The following is a 17,387-nucleotide window of genomic DNA, read 5'->3' on the forward strand; positions in this document are numbered from 1 at the left end:
AACATTGATGCGTCCGACCAGGCAGGCGCATCAGGCACCTGCCATGAAAGGAGCACGGAATGCGGGCTTTCCGTTCTGCCGCCGCCCTGGGCGTCGCGGCCGCCGTCCTGCTGGGCGGCGCCACTGTTGCCAGTGCCGCGACCTCTGCACCCTCGACGGTCTCCCATGCCACGTATGACCGTGGTCACGACCACGACGGCTACGGGCGGGGCGACCACGGCGGTATCTGGGGCAACCACCGCTGGGGCAACCACCGCCAGCACAACCACGGCTGGGGCAACCACGGCTGGGGCAACCGCGGCTGGGGCAACCGCGGCTGGGGCAACCGCGGCTGGGGCAACCGCCACCACGGGGGCCAGGGCTACTACGGCCACCGCTGACCGCCCTCGGGGGGCCCTTCCGCTGTCGGGGAAGGGCCCCCCTTCCGCCCACGGCAGCACCAACTGCTGAGGCGCACGGCACCCGAAACGGCCAAGGGCCGGCCCAGGAGGAAACCCCTTCCGAGCCGGCCCTTCCCTCTGTATCCCGACAGGATCCGAACCTGCGACTCCTGCTTCAGGAGAGAGGGTGGGTGAGCAGGCAGGTGACCTGCCGCCTGTCGGTCTGGGCGCTCACCGTGGATGCGCCCACGGTCCGCCGACAGTGACCGCGGACCACCCTCACCTCGTGCACGGTTGTGGCACGCGGCCTCTGTTCGTGATCGGCTGCGGTGGTGGTCGCTGTACTCAGCTGCCGTACAGCCCCTCTGGCCGCGTCGTCGCGCGCCCGATGCTCATGCAGGTGTATCCGGCCCGGGAGAGAGCCGTGGGGTTGAGCATGTTGCGTCCGTCGAAGAGCAGCGGCCTGCGCATGAGGTCGCGTGACGCCACCCAGTCCACTTCTCGCAGTTGGGGCCACTCGGTCACGATCACGGCGGCGTCGGCACCCGTGACGGCTTCGGCGACGGTCGAGTGTCGCTCCGTGGCAGCCCAGGGCGGTGTGCCGACGGCAGGGCGTGCCATGGGATCCCAGCTCGTGAGCGAGGCGCCTTCGGCGAGGAGCCGCGAGGCGAGGACGGTGCTCGGCGCCTCACGCATGTCGTCCGTCCCGGGCTTGAAAGTCATCCCGAGCAAGGCGATGCGGCGTTCGTGCAGGGTGCCGAGTTCGTGCTTCAGCCGTTGGACCGCGCGGCGGGGCTGGAGGTCGTTGACCTCGATGACGGCGTTGAGGAGTTGGAAGGAGTAGCCAGTGTTGCTCGCCATGGCACGCAGGGCACGAGAGTCCTTCGGGAAGCAAGATCCGCCGTAGCCCAGGCCGGCGTTGAGGAAGTGCCGGCCGAGGCGGTGGTCCATCCCCACGGCATCAGCGACTTGGGTGACATCGGCACCGGTGGCTTCACACACGGTGGCGATCTCGTTGATAAAGGTGATCTTGGTGGCGAGCAGCGCATTGGACGCGAGTTTGACCATCTCGGCTGATGCGACGTCCATCCTCTGCACCGGTCCATCGACACCGGCGTGAAGTTCGGTCAGCAGCCCCATGGTCGCTTCGTCGGTGGAGCCGACGATGATGCGGTCGGGGTGCAGGAAGTCGGCAACCGCCCTGCCTTCGGCCGTGAATTCGGCCTCCGCTCGCCTACGGCAACGTACCCCCAAGGAGCATGCTTGTGGTGCCGTTCCTGATCGGCTGGGCCCAAGGTCTGCGCTACCTCAGCATCATCCGCTCCGACGAACGTATCCGCTCCCGTGTTGTGACCTGGCTGGCGATGCCCGCCGCCATCGTCCTCGCCTGGACGCTCCTTCGCTGGTTGCGCTGGTACGGAATCGTCACCTGCGCCAAGACGGGATGGGGAACCCGCCAGAATGGTGCCGAAGTGGCACTCGCGAGCGCCCCGTCGTCGGCCTGATCGCCGGTCGCCCCCCGAAGCGCCACCTGTTCGAACAGGCGCTTCGGGGCCGTTGTGCTGCGAGACGCTTGCTCGGCCATCGTGGATCGGCTGGATGCCGTGATCCGGGGCGGTGGGCGTAGGTCAGATGGCGTCGATCTGCCAGGCGATCACGCCAGTCGCTCCCTTGGCGCCGTCGACGTTGATGCGGACCGGCCCGTCCCCTGTGAACCGCCGCCGGACCAACGACTGATCGCACGGCACCGTGGCCTTCGGGCCGGTACTCGCCGGTGTGAACGACAACTGCGCGCCGCCACTGCCGAAACAGACCAGGTTGAGCTTGTAGTTCTTGCCCTTGCTCAGGATGGTCTCGGTGTGGACGCCGTCGGTCACACGCTCCGCGCCGGCTGCGAAGAACGTGCCGCTGTGTACGGCAGCAAGGGCCGCCTGAGCCTGCTCGGTAACTTGCTTCTCGGACGGACCAGTTGTCGTTGCCGAGTTGCTCGGCGCAGGCGGCTGCGTCGAGTCTCCGGCCTTGTTCTCTGCGCTGCCGGAGGTGCAGGACGTGAGCAGAAGCACCGATGTCGCCGCTGCACATCCGGTGAGCCAGACCCGCGGGTTCAAGTAGGTCATGACGAGGTCGCCCACCACTTCCGGCCCGCTTCGTTCGCGGGCAGCGCGGCCGTACCGTGGCCGATCTCGACACCGTCGCAGCCGCCGTAGCCGTCGCCGGTGGATCGGTACCTCTTCCAGTTCACCTTGTAGCCCCAGGAGCCGTACTGCATTCGACCGCACTTGTCTTGGCACCCGGTCCGTCCTTGAACGCGGTGCCGTTCCCCTGGTCGGTGACCGACCTCGTCGATGTCAGAAGTGGATGTCAAACGCCCCGGACCATGATCGGTCCGGGGCCTTTTGGCCGGTCCCCCGGCAGGATGCGAACCTGCGACACGCGCTTCAGGAGTCTGCGCCGAGTCCTCGCTGCGAGCCGACGCCGCATTCTGTGCTCTCTGACGGTGGATCAGCCAAAAGCGGCGTCGTTCACGGGACAGCCTCAGTCAACGTCCACCGGACCGTCGTTCGACTTCCTCTCCTTGCTGGTGGGCAGCTGGAGCAGGCCGTTCCCCTTGCTCTCCTCGGGGCGGCGGCCGTCGGAGTCCTGGCCGTTCAGGTTCTGTCGGACCGAGTCGAGGATCGTGAGGCCCTGGGACACCAGGCCGGCGGCGATCTCACCGAGGCCGTCCGCGCCGTTGAGGACATTGACGTTGGCGCCGGCCAGGCCGCCGGCGGCCTCCTTGACGATCTGCGGGAGCTGGTCGATCAGCATCCGGTCGAGCGCGACCCGGTCGTGCGAGGCCGCCGCCTCCGCCTGGATCGTCATCCGCTGCGCCTCGGCAGCTGCGAGGATCCTGACCCGCTCGGCCTCAGCCTCGGCGGGCTTCACGACCTCGGCCACCAGCTGCTGCTGGCGCAGCTTGGCCTGGCGCTGGGCCAGCTCCGTCTGGGCGGCGAGCACCTCCTGCTGGGCGTGTGCCTGCGCCAGCGGTCCGGCCTGCGCGGCCTGCGCCTCGGCGCGGTCCACCTCGGCCGAGTACTCCGCCTTGACGACGGCGGTCTGCCGGGCGTACTCGGCCTGCTTGCGGGCCGCCTCCTGCTCCGCCTCCACCGCGGCCTGGGTGGCCTGCGCCTGGGCGATCTGCGCCTGTCGCTGGATGGCCGCCTTGTGCGGCGCGGACATCGCGTCGATGTAGCCGGTGTCTCCGTCGTCGATCGACTGGATCTGCAGCGAGTCGACGATCAGGCCGATCTTCGCCATCTCGGTCTTGGAGGTGTCCAGGACCTCAGCGGCGAGTTTCTGCCGCTCGGTGACGATCTCCTCGACCGTCATCGAGCCGATGATGGCCCGCAGGTGGCCTGCGAAGATCCGCCCGGTCAGCACCGACATCTGTTCCTGGTCGGAGAGGAATCGCTGGCCTGCGTTGATGATGCTCTCGTGGTCGTTGCCGACCTTGAAGGCGATGACAGCGCGGACGTGCAGGGATATGCCCTGCTTGGTCACACAGGTCTCGGTGACCTCGGCCTCGCACATCGACAGGGTGAGGAAACGGGTCTTACGGAAGACCGGGAGCACGAACTTGCCGTGCCCCGTCACCACTCGGAACGGCGCGCCCCCCAGTCCCCGCCGGCCCCCCGAGATCAACATCGCCTCGTCGGGAGCGGGAACGCGGTATCCGAACATGCTTCTACTCCTCAGTCGGCGCCGACGGTATCGCCGCCGAGCGCGTCCAATGGATCCACCCACTCGATGACACCGACCTCGCGGCATCCACGCGATTCGATCACGAGCACCGTCGCACCAGTGGGCAGGGGATCCTCGGACCAGGCGAGGAAGGTCTCCGAGCCGCCTCTGACCCGCACCAGAACCTCGCCGGGGCCCGCGGATCCGCGAGTTCCGATGAGTACCTTGCCCGTGCAGCCGATCACGGCCTCGTCCTGCGGCATCACCGGCCATCCTCCTCGTCCCGGCCCCAGGATTCCGACGATAGACCCAGTCCGGCCGGGGACCCAACGGGCAGGACGACTCGGGCCTGCGCCGCCGGGAACGGACGGCCCCGGCAGCGCCTCCGGCGCCCTGGTCGGCGACGGCCGACAGCACTCGCAGCTGAGAGTTCCGCCGACGTGCCGTGGAGGGAGCCGGGGTCCGGACATGGTCATCGAGTCCACCGGCGCCGGCAATCGCCCTGCCGCTCGGTACCGCCGACTCATCTGCCCCAGTCCTTGGCAAGAGCGTCGTTGGTCGAACGCGCCGGATGCGTGAGCGGACGGGGCGCCCAGCACGATCCGGGCGGTGAACGCCTCAGGCGTCACAGGACCTGGGAGACCTTGTAGGCGATGCCGCCTTCGACGAGGTATCCCGACCCGATGCAGACCGTCCCGTTGAGCCACGCGTAAGTCGCGGCCCCTGTCTCGAAGAGCGGGTTGGTCCGGAGGTAGTACGCGGCCGGGTTGATCCGGTACCGCTCGTCGGGGTCGGCCAGGGCGTCGCGCACCTCGGGCGGGGTGACCCACCGGCCGCCGTAGGTCATGTGCAGGAGGGCGCCGTCGTGGGTGCGCAGTGTCAGGCGCACATCCAGGGTCATCCTCCCGTCGGGGTCGAACAGCGCCCAGTCGCCCCCGCCGGGGAGGACGTCGCCGTGCAGCCTGGGGCCGTGGAACGTGCCGCCTGCCGCACCGAAGAGGACGCGCCGGCCGAACGGGCCGCTGCCGATGGGCAGGCGGGGGTTCAAGTCGACGACCATGTCGAAGAGGTGCGCTGTCCGGATCTCGCCGACGTCCTTCACACGTGGGTCCGCTGTCATGCTGCGTCGCCTCCTGTGAGCGCGGGGAACAGCCTCTGCCGGACCGCGTCCGTCGAGACGCCCGACCGGGCGCACAGCGTCGCCAGGTCGAAGAAGAAGCGTTCGCGCGATCAGGTCGTCTTCGAAAGTGAACTGGATGAACACGGGTATCTCGGCACGTTCGCCGTTGGGGAGCACGCCGAACCGGTTGCCCGTCATGGTCAGCCGTGCCGTACCCCAGCACACGAGCATGTCGCCGTTGCTCGCGTGGCCGTGCAGGGTGACGTCGTAGTTGGGGAACGAGGAGAAGAACCGTCGCAACACCTTCTCGTTCTCGGCCGGGCCCCGGGATGTCGTACCGAAGGCCGGGGTCTCGAGCACCATGTCGGGATGGAAGAGCCGCAGAGCGGCGGAAACGTCCTGTCGGCTCTTGGCGACGGCGAGCGCGTGCGCCAGTTCGAACATGCGTTGTTCCTGCACAGATGTCTCCTTCAACGCACCGAAGCAAAGTAAACGTACGATCGGTCGTATGCTTTGGGCAAGAGCATGACAGGATGGAGCCGATGAACGAGCCCTCAGGGAGCCGGCGCCAGGATGCGGCTGTGTCCTCGACGGAAGCAGCAGGCGCGACCGTGGCGGACCAGCGACTCGTCCGCGGTGCCCGGACCCGGCGCAAGATCGCGCGACACGGCGTCGACGTCGCCTCGCTGGAAGGACTCAACGGGCTGAGCATCGGCCGCCTGGCCACCGACCTGGGACTGAGCAAGAGCGGCATCCAGACGCTCTTCAAGACCAAGGAGGGCCTGCAGCTCGCGGTCGCGGAGTCGGCGCGCGAAGAGTTCGCCGAAGCGGTCATCCGCCCCGCACAGACCACGCAGCCGGGCATCGCCCGGCTCCGCGCACTGACGGACCGCTGGATCTCCTACGTCGAGGCACCGCTGTTCGCCGGAGGCTGTTTCTGGGCGGCCAGCCTCCCCGACTTCGACAGCCGGCCCGGGAAAGTCCGTGACGCCCTGCTGCTCCACCGCCGCACATGGCTCGCTCTGCTCGCCGACGAACTGCGCCACGCCGTGGACACCAGGGAGATCGCCCCACTGGACGTGGACCTCACGGTCTTTCAGATCGACGCGGTGCTCAACGCCGCGAACACCGCACTACGCCTGGGCGAAAGTGACGCAGTCTCCAAGGTTCGCCGCGTTGTCGACGGCTTCTCTGCCCCACCGCACTGACCGGCGGCCCCCTGTGCGATCAGTCGCCGGTGTTCCCCGTCTGTGCCTACCCGATCGGGCAGGCAAGGGGCGCGTCAGGGGAGCTTGATCACGGGAGTTCATCATGTGCGTCGGACGATCAGCACGGCGAGGTCGTCGGGGTTGTTCGAGGCGATGGCGGCGTCGAGGATTCGGTCGGCGGTCGCCTCGGGACTCAGTCCGTTGCGGAGGGCTTGGGCGGCCAGTGTTCCGGTCATCTCCAGTCCGGCGTCCAGCGTGAGGTCCGGCCCTTCGACCACGCCGTCGGTGACCATGACAAGCGCGCTGTCCTTGTCCAGAGTGAAGGTCTCCTGCGGGTAGTCGGCGTCCGGCAGGATTCCCAGGAGCGGACCGCCCGGCAGTCGGCGGACGTCGTGGCTGCCGTCGTCGTGGGCGCACAGCAGGGGCACGTGGCCGGCGCTGGCACCGGTGACCCGTCCGTCGCGTGGATCGATGTGCAGCATGGTGCAGCTGGCGAACCGTGGTGCGTCCATCGCGACGAGCAGCTGATTGGTGTGCGTCAGCACGGTTCCGGGGTTCGGCTCGTGGGCGGCGATCGCGCGCATGGAGCCGCGCACCTGTCCCATGAAGGCGGCCGCGTCCACGTCGTGCCCTTGGGCGTCGCCGATCTCCAGAGCCACGGCACCGTCGGGCGTGACGAAGGCGTCGTACCAGTCTCCGCCGATGTCGAGCCCGGTACGGCAGGGCCGGTAGCGGGCGGCGACCGCCAAGCCCGGCAGACGCTCGGGCAGCACCGGAAGCATGTTCTGCTGAATCGCCGTGGCCAGCTCGACGCGGGCCTGTTGCGATCTGATGCGCACCAGTGCCTGGCCTGCGAGCTCGGCCAGGGTGAGCGTGAACGCCTGCTCGTCCGGAGACGGACGGTGCCCGCTGTCGTAGGTCACCACCCAGGCCCCGAGGGGGTGGTCGCCGGCGGGGCCGAGGGGAATGATCGACATGGCGACGTCGGGCCCGGGCCACTGCAAGGGTGCTGCGTCCGCGTGCGGCCAGCGGCGGAGAAGCTCCTTCTGACCGCTGATGAATTGCGGCTCGCCCGTGCGGATCGCCTGGGTCAACGGACGCTGCTCATCCAGCGCCATGGTGCGTACGGCGTCGGCGTACCACGCGGGGAGCCCGCCATCCGAGGAGACGAAGAGGTGCCCGTTGTCGACGAGCGCGAGTGCCGCGCCGGTACCGCCGAAGGTCGCGGCGAGCCGTGTCAGAACGACCTGCTGAAGCTCCTGCTCGGAGGCAGTGCGGATGAGGGCGGAGGAGAATTCGGTGATCTCGCTGGCGTGGCGCCGCTCGGTCCCCAGCTTGGCCAGCATCTCCTTGCGGCGGGCCTCGTGCTTGGTGTCGTCGCGGATCATCCCGAAGACCTGCTCGGGGCCGTCGAACCCCAGCTGGATCCGACGGGTCTGGCAGGCCAGGTCGTACCGGTCATTGTGGTCGGTATGGAACCGCAGTTTGGTCCAGGTGCGCTGGGGTGTGCCCGGGGCCAGGAGCCGTAGCAGGGAATTCCGATCGTCGGGGTGGATGTGCCGGACCACCCAGGGCAAGGACACCGAGGCCTCCGGGAACAGCGCGCCCACGGTGGCTGCGCCTCCCAGCCACTCGAGTTGCTGCACCTCAGGGTGGTAGATGCACAAGCCGAGGCCTGCGGACTTTGCCGACAACCGGAACGGCATCAGCAGGCTGCCGAGGTCCTTGTGCACGTTCAGGGAGTGCACCCATACCAGCTGCTCGCCTCCGGCGGTGGTTACCGGCCGCGCCTCGACGAGGAAGACCAGAGACGCCCCGCCGGGACTGGGAAGCTCCAGCACCCGCATCGCCAGCTTGCTCGCGTGGGTCACCATGCGCTCGACCACGAGGCGCTGGCTTTCGGGCACCAGCTCCCATGCGTATCGGCCCACACATTGTTCCGCCGGCCTGCAGAGCGTCATGGCCATCGCGGCGTTTACGGAGCGGACAACGCCGTTGGGATGCAACAGAGCCGACGGTTCAGCCCTTCGAAGGAGTTCGTCCGAGGCGTCCACCTGTCGCTCCCCGCGATCGTCGAGGGTTCACCCGTAATGCCAATCATCGCATTCCGGTCATTTCGGCGCGCCGTCAACGCTTTGGGTCACGGGCGACGAAGCCCTATTGACCTGCTCTTTTCGCCTTGGTTTCGGGCGACTGCCGGGCCCGCTGCCTTCCGAAGGCGACGCCGTTCTGCTTCCGGCAGACGGACCTCCGCGCCCGTAGCGCGACCGGGTCCACGTCGACGTGTGGGTGCCATACGACCAGGCCGAGGCCCGGACAGCCGCAGCGCTCGCGGCGGTGGCCGCCTGGCGAACGACGCCGACGCGACGTCGAACCGGGTGCCGGCCGACCCCGAGGGCAGCGAGGCGTGCGTCGGGGCCGGCCCGCCCGTGAATGTCCCTGACCTGCGCGTGACAATCGGGCAATGGATCGCAGTAGGCCCGGCCTTGACCACGCCTACGTCTCCACCCGCACCGGTCGCCCGGTCGAGCCGCGGAACGCGGGGAAGGCGCCGTCGGCCGGAAGGCCGGTTGATATGGGTTCGGTATGAGCTTGGTGTGACGGCGGCTGCTCCGGCCGGGGTGGCTGCTCCGGCCGGTGTACAGGCCCTGGGAACTTGCGCGATCGGTAAGAGAGGTCACCGGCGCATTGGTGGCGGCGCCTTCGGCGGGCGTAGCCTGTGTCCTGTTGTTTTGAGGCACCTCGTTCGGTGAGGCGTCTTCACGGACACAGGCCACTGACCCGACGACGTCGAGAGACGCCCAGGTTCAGGACACCTCTCCCCGGCCTAAGGGGTGAGGCCAAGTGGCTTCCCGCCCACTGGTGGGATCACGCCGTGGAGTGCCAAAGCTCTGACGAGTTGGGGTGAACCAGAGGCGATCCGCCCTGGTCGCTCCTTGCGGAGTCGTTGTGACACCCCAGGTGTCCCGGCCGGAGGGAGGCGAGAGATGGACAGTAGTCCGGGCCATAGTCGGCCCCGTTCCGCGTTGTCCTCGTCGTACCTTCCGTCCTGCCGCGGCACGAGGCAGCCCATCGCTCCCTGACCGGTCCAGTCCAGTCGTCCGGCGTCGTCGCCGGTCCCCGCTCACGCCTGCCCATGTACAGGTGCAGGTCCCTGCGCGCGTCTTCCCTGGTCAGGTACTTGACGCTGGCTGGTGCCGTCTTATGCCCCGCCGTCCTGCCGGGGCTAGGGGGTGTTCATCTTGGCCACCAACACTCTGCTCATGTCCACCACCGCCCGCCTGCGCGGCCGCCGGGTCCAGCTGGAGCGCCGCGCCACCGCCTCCAAGGGCGTCCGCGCCTCCCTGGTCTCGCTGGCCGGGCTGATCGGCGGCCCGGTCACCAACCAGGCCGGAGAGGAGGTCGGCCGCGTCGTCGACGTCGTCGCCCGGCTCTACGGCACCGAGCCCTACCCGCCGGTGACCGGCCTCGTCGTCCGGGTCGGCCGCCGCCACGCCTTCCTGCCCGCCGACACCGTGGAGAAGGTCCACGCCGGGCGGGTCTCGCTGCGCACCTCCCGCCTGGATCTGCGCGAGTACGAGCGCCGACCCGGCGAGGTGCTGCTCGCCCGCGACGTGCTCGACCACCAGCTCGTCGACGTCGACGGGGTACAGGTCACCCGCGCCGCCGACCTGTATCTCGCGCCGCTGGCCGACAGGGTCGTGCTGGTCGGAGTGGACGTGAGCCTGCCGACCCTGCTGCGCCGGCTCGGGCCGCGCCGCTGGCAGGTCCGGCCTACCCCGGAGCGGGTGCTGGACTGGCAGTCCGTCGCCCCGTTCGCCGAGCACGCCACCGACGGGCCCGCACAGGTCCAACTGCGCGCTTCGCGGAGGGGGTTGCACCAGCTGCGCCCCGCCGACCTGGCCGACCTGCTCGAAGACCTCGGCCGGACCGAGCGCCAGCAGCTGCTGCACATGCTGGAGCCCGCCGCCGCGGCGGACGCGCTGGAGGAGATGGAACCGGCAGAACTGGAGAACCTGCTGCGCGAGGCCGAACCCGCCCACGCCGCCCAGCTGGTGGAGGAGATGGAGCCGGACGAGGCCGTGGACGCCCTGCGCGACCTGCACCCCGACGAGCGCGAGCGCCTGCTGGACCGGATGCCCACCGCCGAGGCCGCACACCTGCGGCGTCTGCTGGCCTACCCCGAGGGCACCGCCGGCGGTGCCATGACCACGCTGCTGGTCACCGCACGGCGTGAGCAGACGGTCGCGGAAGTACGGGCCGTGCTCGCCGCGCAGGCCGAACACCGCACCGAGATCGACGCCATCGCCGTGGTGGACGACGACGGGCGGTTGGTCACCGACATCGCTCTGTTCGACCTGGCGGTGGCAGAGGATGCCACCAAGGTCGCCGACCTGACCGGCTGGCTCGCACAGTTCGGACCGCCGGTGACCGTGCGCCCCGACGCCCGGCTGTCCGAGGCGGCCGAGCAGTTGGTGGCCGCCCGCGTCTCCTCCCTCCTCGTCCTCGACGAACAGGACCGCCCGCTGGGCCGCATCCTCGCCGACGACGTCCTCGACACCCTGCTGCCCGAGCGCGGGCGCCTGCACTTCCGGAGGTTCCTCCAGTGACCCGCGACCTCGACACCACCACCACGGCTGCACCCGCCGATGCTCCCGTCACGAGGCGGCGGGGTCTGGGCCGTGTCACGATGATCGCCGCGATCGCCGGCCCCGGCCTGGTCGCCGCGAACGCCGGCAACGACGCCGCCGGCATCGCCACCTACGCCTCGGCAGGTTCCCAGTTCACCTACGGCACGCTGTTCTTCATGGTGCTGGTCACCGTCGCGCTCGTCATGGTGCAGGAGATGGCCGTACGCCTCGGCGCCCACACCGGCAAGGGCCTCGGCGCCCTGATCCGTGAGCAGTTCAGTCTGCGTCTGACCGCGCTGGCGGTGTTCTGCCTGCTGCTGGCCAACACGGGCCTGGTCGTGTCGGAGTTCGCGGGCATCGGCGCGGCCTTCGAACTGCTCGGCGTCCCCAAGTGGGCGGTCATCCCGCCGGCCGCGATCCTGCTGTGGTCGCTGGTGCTGTTCGGCTCCTACCGGTGGGCCGAGCGCATCTTCCTCATCATGTCGTTGGCGTTCTTCGCCTACCCCATCGCCATGATCCTGGGTCACCCGCACTGGGGCGAGGTCGGAAAGCACCTCGTCGTCCCGCACATCGAGCCCAGCAAGAGCTTCATCCTGCTCGCCGTTGCCCTGATCGGCACGACCGTCAGCCCGTACATGCAGTTCTACGCCGCCGCGGGCGTCGTCGACCGAGGCGCCAAGCCGGAGGACTACCGGCTGATCAGGCTGGACGCCGTACTCGGTGCGGTCTTCGCCTGCGTCATCAGCCTGACCATCATCATCGCCACCGCCGCCGTCATCGGCGGCACCGGCCCGCTGGACTCCGCCGCCCAGGCCGCCGAAGCCCTCAGGCCCGTCGCCGGCCAGAACGCCGAACTCCTCTTCGCCTTCGGCCTGATCGGTGCCTCCGCCCTCGCGGGCGCGGTCGTACCCCTCTCGGCCAGCTACGCCATCGGCGAGGCCGCCGGTGTGGAACGCTCCGTCTCCCGCAGCTTCCGCGACGCGCCTTTGTTCCTGGGCCTGTTCACCGCGCAGATCGTCCTCGGTGCGGCCGTCGCCATGACCCCGGTCGACGTGATCCAACTCCTCATCGGCACCCAGGTCCTACAGGGCCTGATCAGCCCCATCGTCCTGGTCTACCTGCTGGTCCTCACCAACCGCCGCTCCGTACTCGGTACGGCGGCCAACAGCCCCCGCTACCGCATGGCCGCCACCGCGGTGGTCGTCGGCGTCGCCAGCATGTCCACGATCCTGCTTGTCCAGACCGTCCTCGGCTGGTTCGGCCTCGGCTGACCCGGCCCCGGTACCCGAAGAGAAGGTCACGCCATGAAGAAGTACGGCCCCTTCCTCGTGGCCGCCGCCGTGCCCACCTGGATCGTCACCATCGTCGTACTGATCACCCTCGATCCTCAGCCCGTCCCCTGACACCGCACCGGCCGGCACGGAGCGCGGCTCTCCGCGTGTCGGCCCGGTGGCACACTGGCCGGACCCGGCGAAGGAGAGTTACCGCATGTCGATGGTCGGCAACCTGCGCAAAGTGACCCGCCTGACGCGGCAGCGTCGCCCCCGTGTGGACCTCAGCCACCCGGCCCGCTCACCGCTCGGCTCCTCGGTGGTCAACTGCGTGGTCTACCGTGACGGCATCCGGCAGCCCGGCACCGACACGGTCGCCGAAGCCGTCCGCCAGGTACGCGAACACGGCAACGGCTTCGTATGGCTGGGCCTGCACGAACCGACCGAGACGGAGTTCGGTGAGGTCGCCGGGCTCTTCGGCCTGCACCCGCTCGCCGTCGAGGACGCCGTCCACGCCCACCAGCGCCCCAAGCTGGAGAGTTACGGCGACGTCCTGTTCGCCGTGTTCAAGACCGTCACCTACGTCGAGCACGAGCAGCTCACCGCGACCAGCGAGGTCGTCAACACCGGCGAGATCATGGTGTTCACCGGTCCGGACTTCGTCATCACCGTCCGCCACGGCCGCCACGGTTCCCTCGGCCCTCTGCGCGAGGACCTGGAGACCGCCCCCGAGCAACTCGCCACCGGCCCCTCAGCGGTGCTGCACGCCATCGCCGACCACGTCGTCGACGACTACCTGACCGTCGCCGACGCCGTCCAGAACGACATCGACACTGTCGAGACCGAGGTCTTCTCCACGCAGGGCTCCCAGACCGTGGACGCCGGCCGCATCTACCAGCTCAAACGCGAACTCCTGGAACTGAAGCGGGCCGTGGTCCCCCTCGCCCGCCCGCTGGAGACACTCTCCACCACGCCGCTGCGCGCTGTCGCTCCCGAAATACGCGCCTACTTCCGGGACGTCGCCGACCATCTGGCCCGAGTCACCGAGCAGATCACCGCCTTCGCCTCCCTGCTCGACTCCATCCTCCAGGCTCATCTCGCCCAGGTCGCCGTGGCCCAGAACGAGGACGCCCGCAAGATCACCGCCTGGGCCGCGATCATCGCCGTCCCCACCATGGTGTGCGGCGTGTACGGCATGAACTTCGCCCACATGCCCGAACTGCGCTGGACCTACGGCTACCCGCTGGCCCTCGGCGTCATGGCCGCCGCCTGCTTCCTCCTCCACCGCAGCTTCAAGCGCAACGGCTGGCTGTGACACCGGTCGGCCGTGCTCACACCCGGAGTCGGTGGTGCAGCAGCGGAAGCGCCGGTACGGCCCAGCATGGGCTGGCGTCGTGCGCTCCCGGCGCTCCTCTGCGTCAGGCCGGCACGCCGGCCGAGACCATCTTGGCGCTGCCGTCGGCGAGCGCAGCCAGACACCACTCGGCGTCCAGCGCCGCCGCGCAGCCGCCGGCGGTGCGGTGATGGCCTGGCCCCGTTGTCGGTCACGAAGGTCACGACTCCTGCGTGGCGTCGATCTCGGCGATCAGGGCCTCGATGCGCTTCTGGATCTCGTCACGGATGGGGCGGACGGCCTCGACACCCTTGCCCGCCGGATCCTCCAGGTCCCAGTCGAGGTACTTCTTCCCGGGGAAGACCGGGCAGGCGTCGCCGCAGCCCATCGTGATGACGTAGTCGGACGCCTGGACGGCCTCGGTCGTCAGGACCTTCGGCTTCTGCGCGGAGATGTCGACGCCGGCCTCCTTCATGGCCTCGACCGCGGCCGGGTTGACCTGGTCGCCGGGGAGGGAGCCGGCGGAGCGGACCTCGATCCGTTCGCCCGCGAGGTGGTTGAGGAATCCGGCGGCCATCTGCGAGCGCCCGGCGTTGTGGACGCAGACGAACAGCACGGAGGCGAGCGGGCTGGAGGGCATGGGTTCTTCCTTCGTAAGAGCGGCGGCCATCCGGGAGCGGCGGGCGTTGTGGCTGTACACGAACAGGCGCTCCGCCAGTACGACGAGGTGGGTGCGGACGCGGGCGTGTTCGGCGAGGCGCTCGTCAGGCAGCGCAGGAGGCGGCGATGCGGTCATGGGAACCCTCTTCGGGGCATGGGGCCCACCTCGTGCTGGATGACGAGTCCCAAGGATCAGCCCAGGCTGGTATCAGCTCGGAGTGATGTGAGAGTATCAGTCCATGCTGATGTCAGTCGATACTGATCTGTTGCGGGTTCTGGCCGACCCGCTCCGCCTCCGGATCGTCACCCTGCTGGCCAAGGAGACGCTCTGCACCACGCACCTGATCGAGGAGACCGGGGCCAAGCAGACCAACCTCTCCAACCACCTCAAGGTGCTGCGCGAGGCCGGGGTCGTGGAGACGGAGCCGTGCGGCCGGTTCACCTACTACCGGCTCAGGCCCGACGTCATCGCCTCGCTTGCCGGTCAGTTCGCCGACCTCGCGGAGACCGCACGCGCCACCGCCGAGAACAACGCCAAGCGGTCCTGCCCCTGATTTTCCCGGCGCCCGACTATCGCCGCGTTCCGTCGCCATCCCGCACGCACCGAGGAGTGCTGTTGACCGCCACCGAGGCCACCGAGCACGACAGAGCCGGGGATGCCACAGCCCCCGCCCCGGGTGCCACCCCACCCCGGACTCCCGCGCTGCCCGCCAAGGCCGCCGCAGAGCTGGTCGGCACGGCGGCGCTCGTTGCGGTCGTGGTCGGCTCCGGCATCCAGGCCACCGAGCTGACCAAGGATGTCGGGCTGCAGCTGCTGGCCAACTCCACGGCCACGGTCTTCGGCCTCGGCGTCCTGATCGCTTTGCTCGGTCCGGTCTCCGGCGCGCACTTCAACCCCGTGATCACTCTGGCCGAGTGGTGGACTGCCCGTCGCGGCGGCGCCGGCGTCACACTCCGCGAGGCTGCCGTGTACGTCCCCGCGCAGGTCGCCGGTGCGATCGCGGGTGCGGTCCTGGCGGATGCGATGTTCGGCGAGCCGTTGGTGAAGTGGTCCACCCACGACCGCTCCGCAGGGCACCTGCTGCTCGGCGAGGTCGTCGCCACCGCCGGGCTGATCCTGCTGATCTTCGGCCTGGCCCGCACCGACCGCCTGCGCTTCGCGCCGGTCGCGGTCGCGTCCTACATCGGCGCCGCGTACTGGTTCACCTCGTCCACCTCCTTCGCCAACCCGGCGGTGACCATCGGCCGCGCCTTCACCGACACCTTCGCGGGCATCGCGCCCAGCTCGGTCGCCGGCTTCATCGGCATGCAAATCGTCGGTGCCGTGATCGGGCTGGCGCTGGTCGCCCTCGTCTTCATGCCCGGCCGCCTCATGCCACCGCAGGCCGGCAAGACATACCCCGACGCGCAGCATGTGGCGGAGCTGGATCAGCATCACCATGGACGTGTACACCCACGTTGTCCAGGACACCCAGCGCGAGGCCATGAGCCACATGGACCGGCTGCTCAGGAAGGGGCGACTGGTCGCCAGTGACCACCGGCGTTGATGTCAAAAGTGGATGTCAAAGGCCCCGGACCATGATCGGTCCGAGGCCTTTGCTCTGGTGCCCCCGGCAGGATTCGAACCTGCGACACCCGCTTTAGGAGTGGGATCGAATCCCTGCCGGGGGCTGCCTGGCGCTGCCGCGCGGTGCTGTTTCCCCTGGTCAGAACCGTACGGCGAGCCACTTGATCCGGCTCGTGCCGCCCTGCACCGGGCCGTCCGCTCACGCATCGCTCACGCGCTGCCGACTGCTGAGCAGGTCGTGGTCAGAGCTGGCCGAGGTCGATCTCCACCGGGAAGGGGGCCGCTACCTTGAGGACGCCGGTGAACACGTCTCCCTCCCGGTAGGTCTTCGTCGCGGGGTCGAGAACGTAGGTGTACACGAGAGGAACGCCTGTCGCGGCTTGCTCGATCCGCCAGTAGAAGCCGATGCCTGCTTTGGCGTACTGGTCGACCTTCACGATCCGGTCGGTGGTCTCCGAGCCTGGCGACACCACCTCCGCGACCAGCAGCACGTGCTCAGGGCGGGTGGGGGTGATGTCGATCGTGTCTGCGCGGTACACGACGACGTCCGGGCGGCGATTGGTGAGCGGGACGTCCTGAAGCCGGACGTCGAAGTCCGTGTCGGCGTTCCACTCCGGGCCCGCGGCGGCATCCAGGGCGTTCGCCAGAATCCGGGCCAGCCGGTTGTGCCGCTTGGACGCGCTCGGACTCACGACGACCATCCCGTCCACGATCTCGATGCCGGCGCACTGTTCCTCGGACCAGGACTCGTACTCCTCCGCCGTGATCTGCTCATGCATCCACGCCGGGGCCACCATCTCGGCCGTCATGAAGCACCTCCCGGACACTGTGCTGCGGGCCCGATCCCGCTGGACTCAGCGTACTGTCCGCCATCCGTCCGGCATGCTGATCGCGCTCACGTCCCCTCCCCGTCGGCCGGCATCCGACCGGCGAGCCCACGACAAGTGCGGGAACCGGCGCCGGCCTGTGGAACGTCCCGGTCGGTAGCAGCCCCTTCGTCGAGGGACCGTACAGGGCGTTCACCTCGCTGTACCGGACCCGGACCGGCACCCTGCTGATCGCCGGGAGTGTGGGGACCACGCCCGTGCGGGCCATGCTGGAGGAGGCGCCCGGCGAGTCGTCGTGCTGTGCCGGGTGGGCAGCGGCGCCGACGTGCAACTGAACGATGTGCGCCACCTGGTCGCGCTACGGGGCGGACGGCTGCACCTGCTCACCGGCGGAACCGGCGAGGGCGGCACTGCGCCGTTCGGCCCGGGCAGCCGGCACCGGCTGGTCCCCGACATCACCGAACGCGACGTGTACGCGCGCTGGGCGAGGTAGAGGCAGACTGCCGTCAAATGGCGCCGCCAAAACGGCCTGGACCATGATCGGTCCGGGCCGTTTTGCCTGGTGCCCCCGGCAGGATTCGAACCTGCGACACCCGCTTTAGGAGAGCGGTGCTCTATCCCCTGAGCTACGAAGGCGGGGTCCTGGCGGAAGTCGGCTGGATACTCTGGG

General features: G+C 69.2%; 18 protein-coding genes, 2 tRNA genes and 1 riboswitch. Of the genes, 9 read left to right on the forward strand and 11 right to left on the reverse strand.

Annotated elements, in window-relative coordinates; all coding sequences use genetic code 11:
- Window positions 1–59: 59 nt before the first annotated feature.
- Window positions 60–380: a hypothetical protein gene (locus AB0L95_RS05185; RefSeq protein ID WP_365157140.1), complete on the forward strand. Its 321-nt coding sequence runs from the start codon at window positions 60–62 to the stop codon at window positions 378–380.
- Between the two features lie 345 nt (window positions 381–725).
- Here the strand turns inward: AB0L95_RS05185 and AB0L95_RS05190 are convergent, their stop codons facing one another.
- Window positions 726–1,634, reverse strand: a complete 909-nt coding sequence (locus tag AB0L95_RS05190; protein ID WP_365157143.1) for a nucleotide sugar dehydrogenase — start codon at window positions 1,632–1,634, stop codon at window positions 726–728.
- Between the two features lie 14 nt (window positions 1,635–1,648).
- Between AB0L95_RS05190 and AB0L95_RS05195 the strand changes: the two genes are divergently transcribed.
- Window positions 1,649–1,885: a hypothetical protein gene (locus tag AB0L95_RS05195; RefSeq protein WP_365157146.1), complete on the forward strand. Its 237-nt coding sequence runs from the start codon at window positions 1,649–1,651 to the stop codon at window positions 1,883–1,885.
- Between the two features lie 123 nt (window positions 1,886–2,008).
- On the opposite strand, the gene AB0L95_RS05200 is transcribed toward AB0L95_RS05195, so the two are convergent.
- The 5 genes from AB0L95_RS05200 to AB0L95_RS05220 all read right to left on the reverse strand — a co-directional run bounded on the left by AB0L95_RS05200 (window position 2,009) and on the right by AB0L95_RS05220 (window position 5,679).
- Window positions 2,009–2,497, reverse strand: a complete 489-nt coding sequence (locus tag AB0L95_RS05200; protein ID WP_365157149.1) for a hypothetical protein — start codon at window positions 2,495–2,497, stop codon at window positions 2,009–2,011.
- Window positions 2,494–2,649, reverse strand: a complete 156-nt coding sequence (locus AB0L95_RS05205) for a hypothetical protein (RefSeq protein ID WP_365157151.1) — start codon at window positions 2,647–2,649, stop codon at window positions 2,494–2,496. Before AB0L95_RS05205 ends, AB0L95_RS05200 begins: the two co-directional genes overlap by 4 nt.
- 266 nt (window positions 2,650–2,915) lie before the next feature.
- Window positions 2,916–4,100 carry an SPFH domain-containing protein gene (locus AB0L95_RS05210; protein ID WP_365157154.1) on the reverse strand — a complete coding sequence of 395 codons (1,185 nt, stop codon included), beginning with the start codon at window positions 4,098–4,100 and terminating at the stop codon, window positions 2,916–2,918.
- A gap of 11 nt (window positions 4,101–4,111) precedes the next feature.
- Window positions 4,112–4,363, reverse strand: coding sequence for a hypothetical protein (locus AB0L95_RS05215; protein ID WP_365157157.1), 252 nt, complete (start codon window positions 4,361–4,363; stop codon window positions 4,112–4,114).
- Window positions 4,364–4,725: 362 nt separating this feature from the next.
- Window positions 4,726–5,679 carry a DUF3237 family protein gene (locus tag AB0L95_RS05220; RefSeq protein WP_365157160.1) on the reverse strand — a complete coding sequence of 318 codons (954 nt, stop codon included), beginning with the start codon at window positions 5,677–5,679 and terminating at the stop codon, window positions 4,726–4,728.
- Window positions 5,680–5,801: 122 nt separating this feature from the next.
- Here AB0L95_RS05220 and AB0L95_RS05225 point away from each other — a divergent pair, with 122 nt between their 5' ends.
- Window positions 5,802–6,428 carry a TetR/AcrR family transcriptional regulator gene (locus AB0L95_RS05225; protein ID WP_365157163.1) on the forward strand — a complete coding sequence of 209 codons (627 nt, stop codon included), beginning with the start codon at window positions 5,802–5,804 and terminating at the stop codon, window positions 6,426–6,428.
- 101 nt (window positions 6,429–6,529) lie between these two features.
- On the opposite strand, the gene AB0L95_RS05230 is transcribed toward AB0L95_RS05225, so the two are convergent.
- Window positions 6,530–8,482 carry a SpoIIE family protein phosphatase gene (locus AB0L95_RS05230; protein ID WP_365157166.1) on the reverse strand — a complete coding sequence of 651 codons (1,953 nt, stop codon included), beginning with the start codon at window positions 8,480–8,482 and terminating at the stop codon, window positions 6,530–6,532.
- 680 nt (window positions 8,483–9,162) lie between these two features.
- Window positions 9,163–9,339: riboswitch (M-box (ykoK) riboswitch) on the forward strand.
- Between the two features lie 322 nt (window positions 9,340–9,661).
- Here AB0L95_RS05230 and AB0L95_RS05235 point away from each other — a divergent pair.
- The 3 genes from AB0L95_RS05235 to AB0L95_RS05245 all read left to right on the forward strand — a co-directional run bounded on the left by AB0L95_RS05235 (window position 9,662) and on the right by AB0L95_RS05245 (window position 13,645).
- Complete coding sequence (locus AB0L95_RS05235) at window positions 9,662–11,038, forward strand: CBS domain-containing protein (protein ID WP_365157169.1); 1,377 nt, start codon at window positions 9,662–9,664, stop codon at window positions 11,036–11,038.
- On the forward strand, window positions 11,035–12,330 hold the full coding sequence (locus AB0L95_RS05240; RefSeq protein ID WP_365157172.1) for a divalent metal cation transporter: 1,296 nt from the start codon (window positions 11,035–11,037) through the stop codon (window positions 12,328–12,330). Before AB0L95_RS05235 ends, AB0L95_RS05240 begins: the two co-directional genes overlap by 4 nt.
- A gap of 217 nt (window positions 12,331–12,547) precedes the next feature.
- Window positions 12,548–13,645, forward strand: a complete 1,098-nt coding sequence (locus AB0L95_RS05245) for a magnesium and cobalt transport protein CorA (RefSeq protein WP_365157175.1) — start codon at window positions 12,548–12,550, stop codon at window positions 13,643–13,645.
- 238 nt (window positions 13,646–13,883) lie between these two features.
- Here AB0L95_RS05245 and AB0L95_RS05250 read toward each other — a convergent pair whose 3' ends face one another.
- Window positions 13,884–14,303, reverse strand: a complete 420-nt coding sequence (locus AB0L95_RS05250) for an arsenate reductase ArsC (RefSeq protein WP_365157760.1) — start codon at window positions 14,301–14,303, stop codon at window positions 13,884–13,886.
- Between the two features lie 259 nt (window positions 14,304–14,562).
- Here AB0L95_RS05250 and AB0L95_RS05255 point away from each other — a divergent pair, with 259 nt between their 5' ends.
- Both AB0L95_RS05255 and AB0L95_RS05260 read left to right on the forward strand, forming a co-directional pair.
- The gene (locus AB0L95_RS05255) at window positions 14,563–14,877 is read left to right on the forward strand and encodes a metalloregulator ArsR/SmtB family transcription factor (RefSeq protein WP_365157178.1); all 315 of its coding nucleotides are present in this window, start codon (window positions 14,563–14,565) and stop codon (window positions 14,875–14,877) included.
- A 62-nt stretch (window positions 14,878–14,939) separates the two neighbouring features.
- The gene (locus AB0L95_RS05260; protein WP_365157181.1) at window positions 14,940–15,857 is read left to right on the forward strand and encodes an MIP/aquaporin family protein; all 918 of its coding nucleotides are present in this window, start codon (window positions 14,940–14,942) and stop codon (window positions 15,855–15,857) included.
- 68 nt (window positions 15,858–15,925) lie between these two features.
- Here AB0L95_RS05260 and AB0L95_RS05265 read toward each other — a convergent pair.
- Window positions 15,926–15,994: transfer RNA gene (locus AB0L95_RS05265), tRNA-OTHER, on the reverse strand.
- Between the two features lie 138 nt (window positions 15,995–16,132).
- Window positions 16,133–16,699 (reverse strand): Uma2 family endonuclease, encoded by a 567-nt coding sequence (locus AB0L95_RS05270; protein ID WP_123976305.1) that lies wholly within the window; start codon window positions 16,697–16,699, stop codon window positions 16,133–16,135.
- Window positions 16,700–17,042: 343 nt separating this feature from the next.
- On the opposite strand from AB0L95_RS05270, the gene AB0L95_RS05275 reads away from it, so the two are divergent.
- A complete protein-coding gene (locus AB0L95_RS05275; RefSeq protein WP_365157185.1) occupies window positions 17,043–17,210 on the forward strand; it encodes a hypothetical protein in 168 nt (55 codons plus the stop codon).
- 67 nt (window positions 17,211–17,277) lie between these two features.
- Here AB0L95_RS05275 and AB0L95_RS05280 read toward each other — a convergent pair.
- Window positions 17,278–17,353: transfer RNA gene (locus AB0L95_RS05280), tRNA-Arg, on the reverse strand.
- Window positions 17,354–17,387: the final 34 nt, after the last annotated feature.

The sequence above is a fragment of the Streptomyces sp. NPDC052036 genome, assembly GCF_040680495.1.
In the GTDB taxonomy this organism is placed as follows: domain Bacteria; phylum Actinomycetota; class Actinomycetes; order Streptomycetales; family Streptomycetaceae; genus Streptomyces.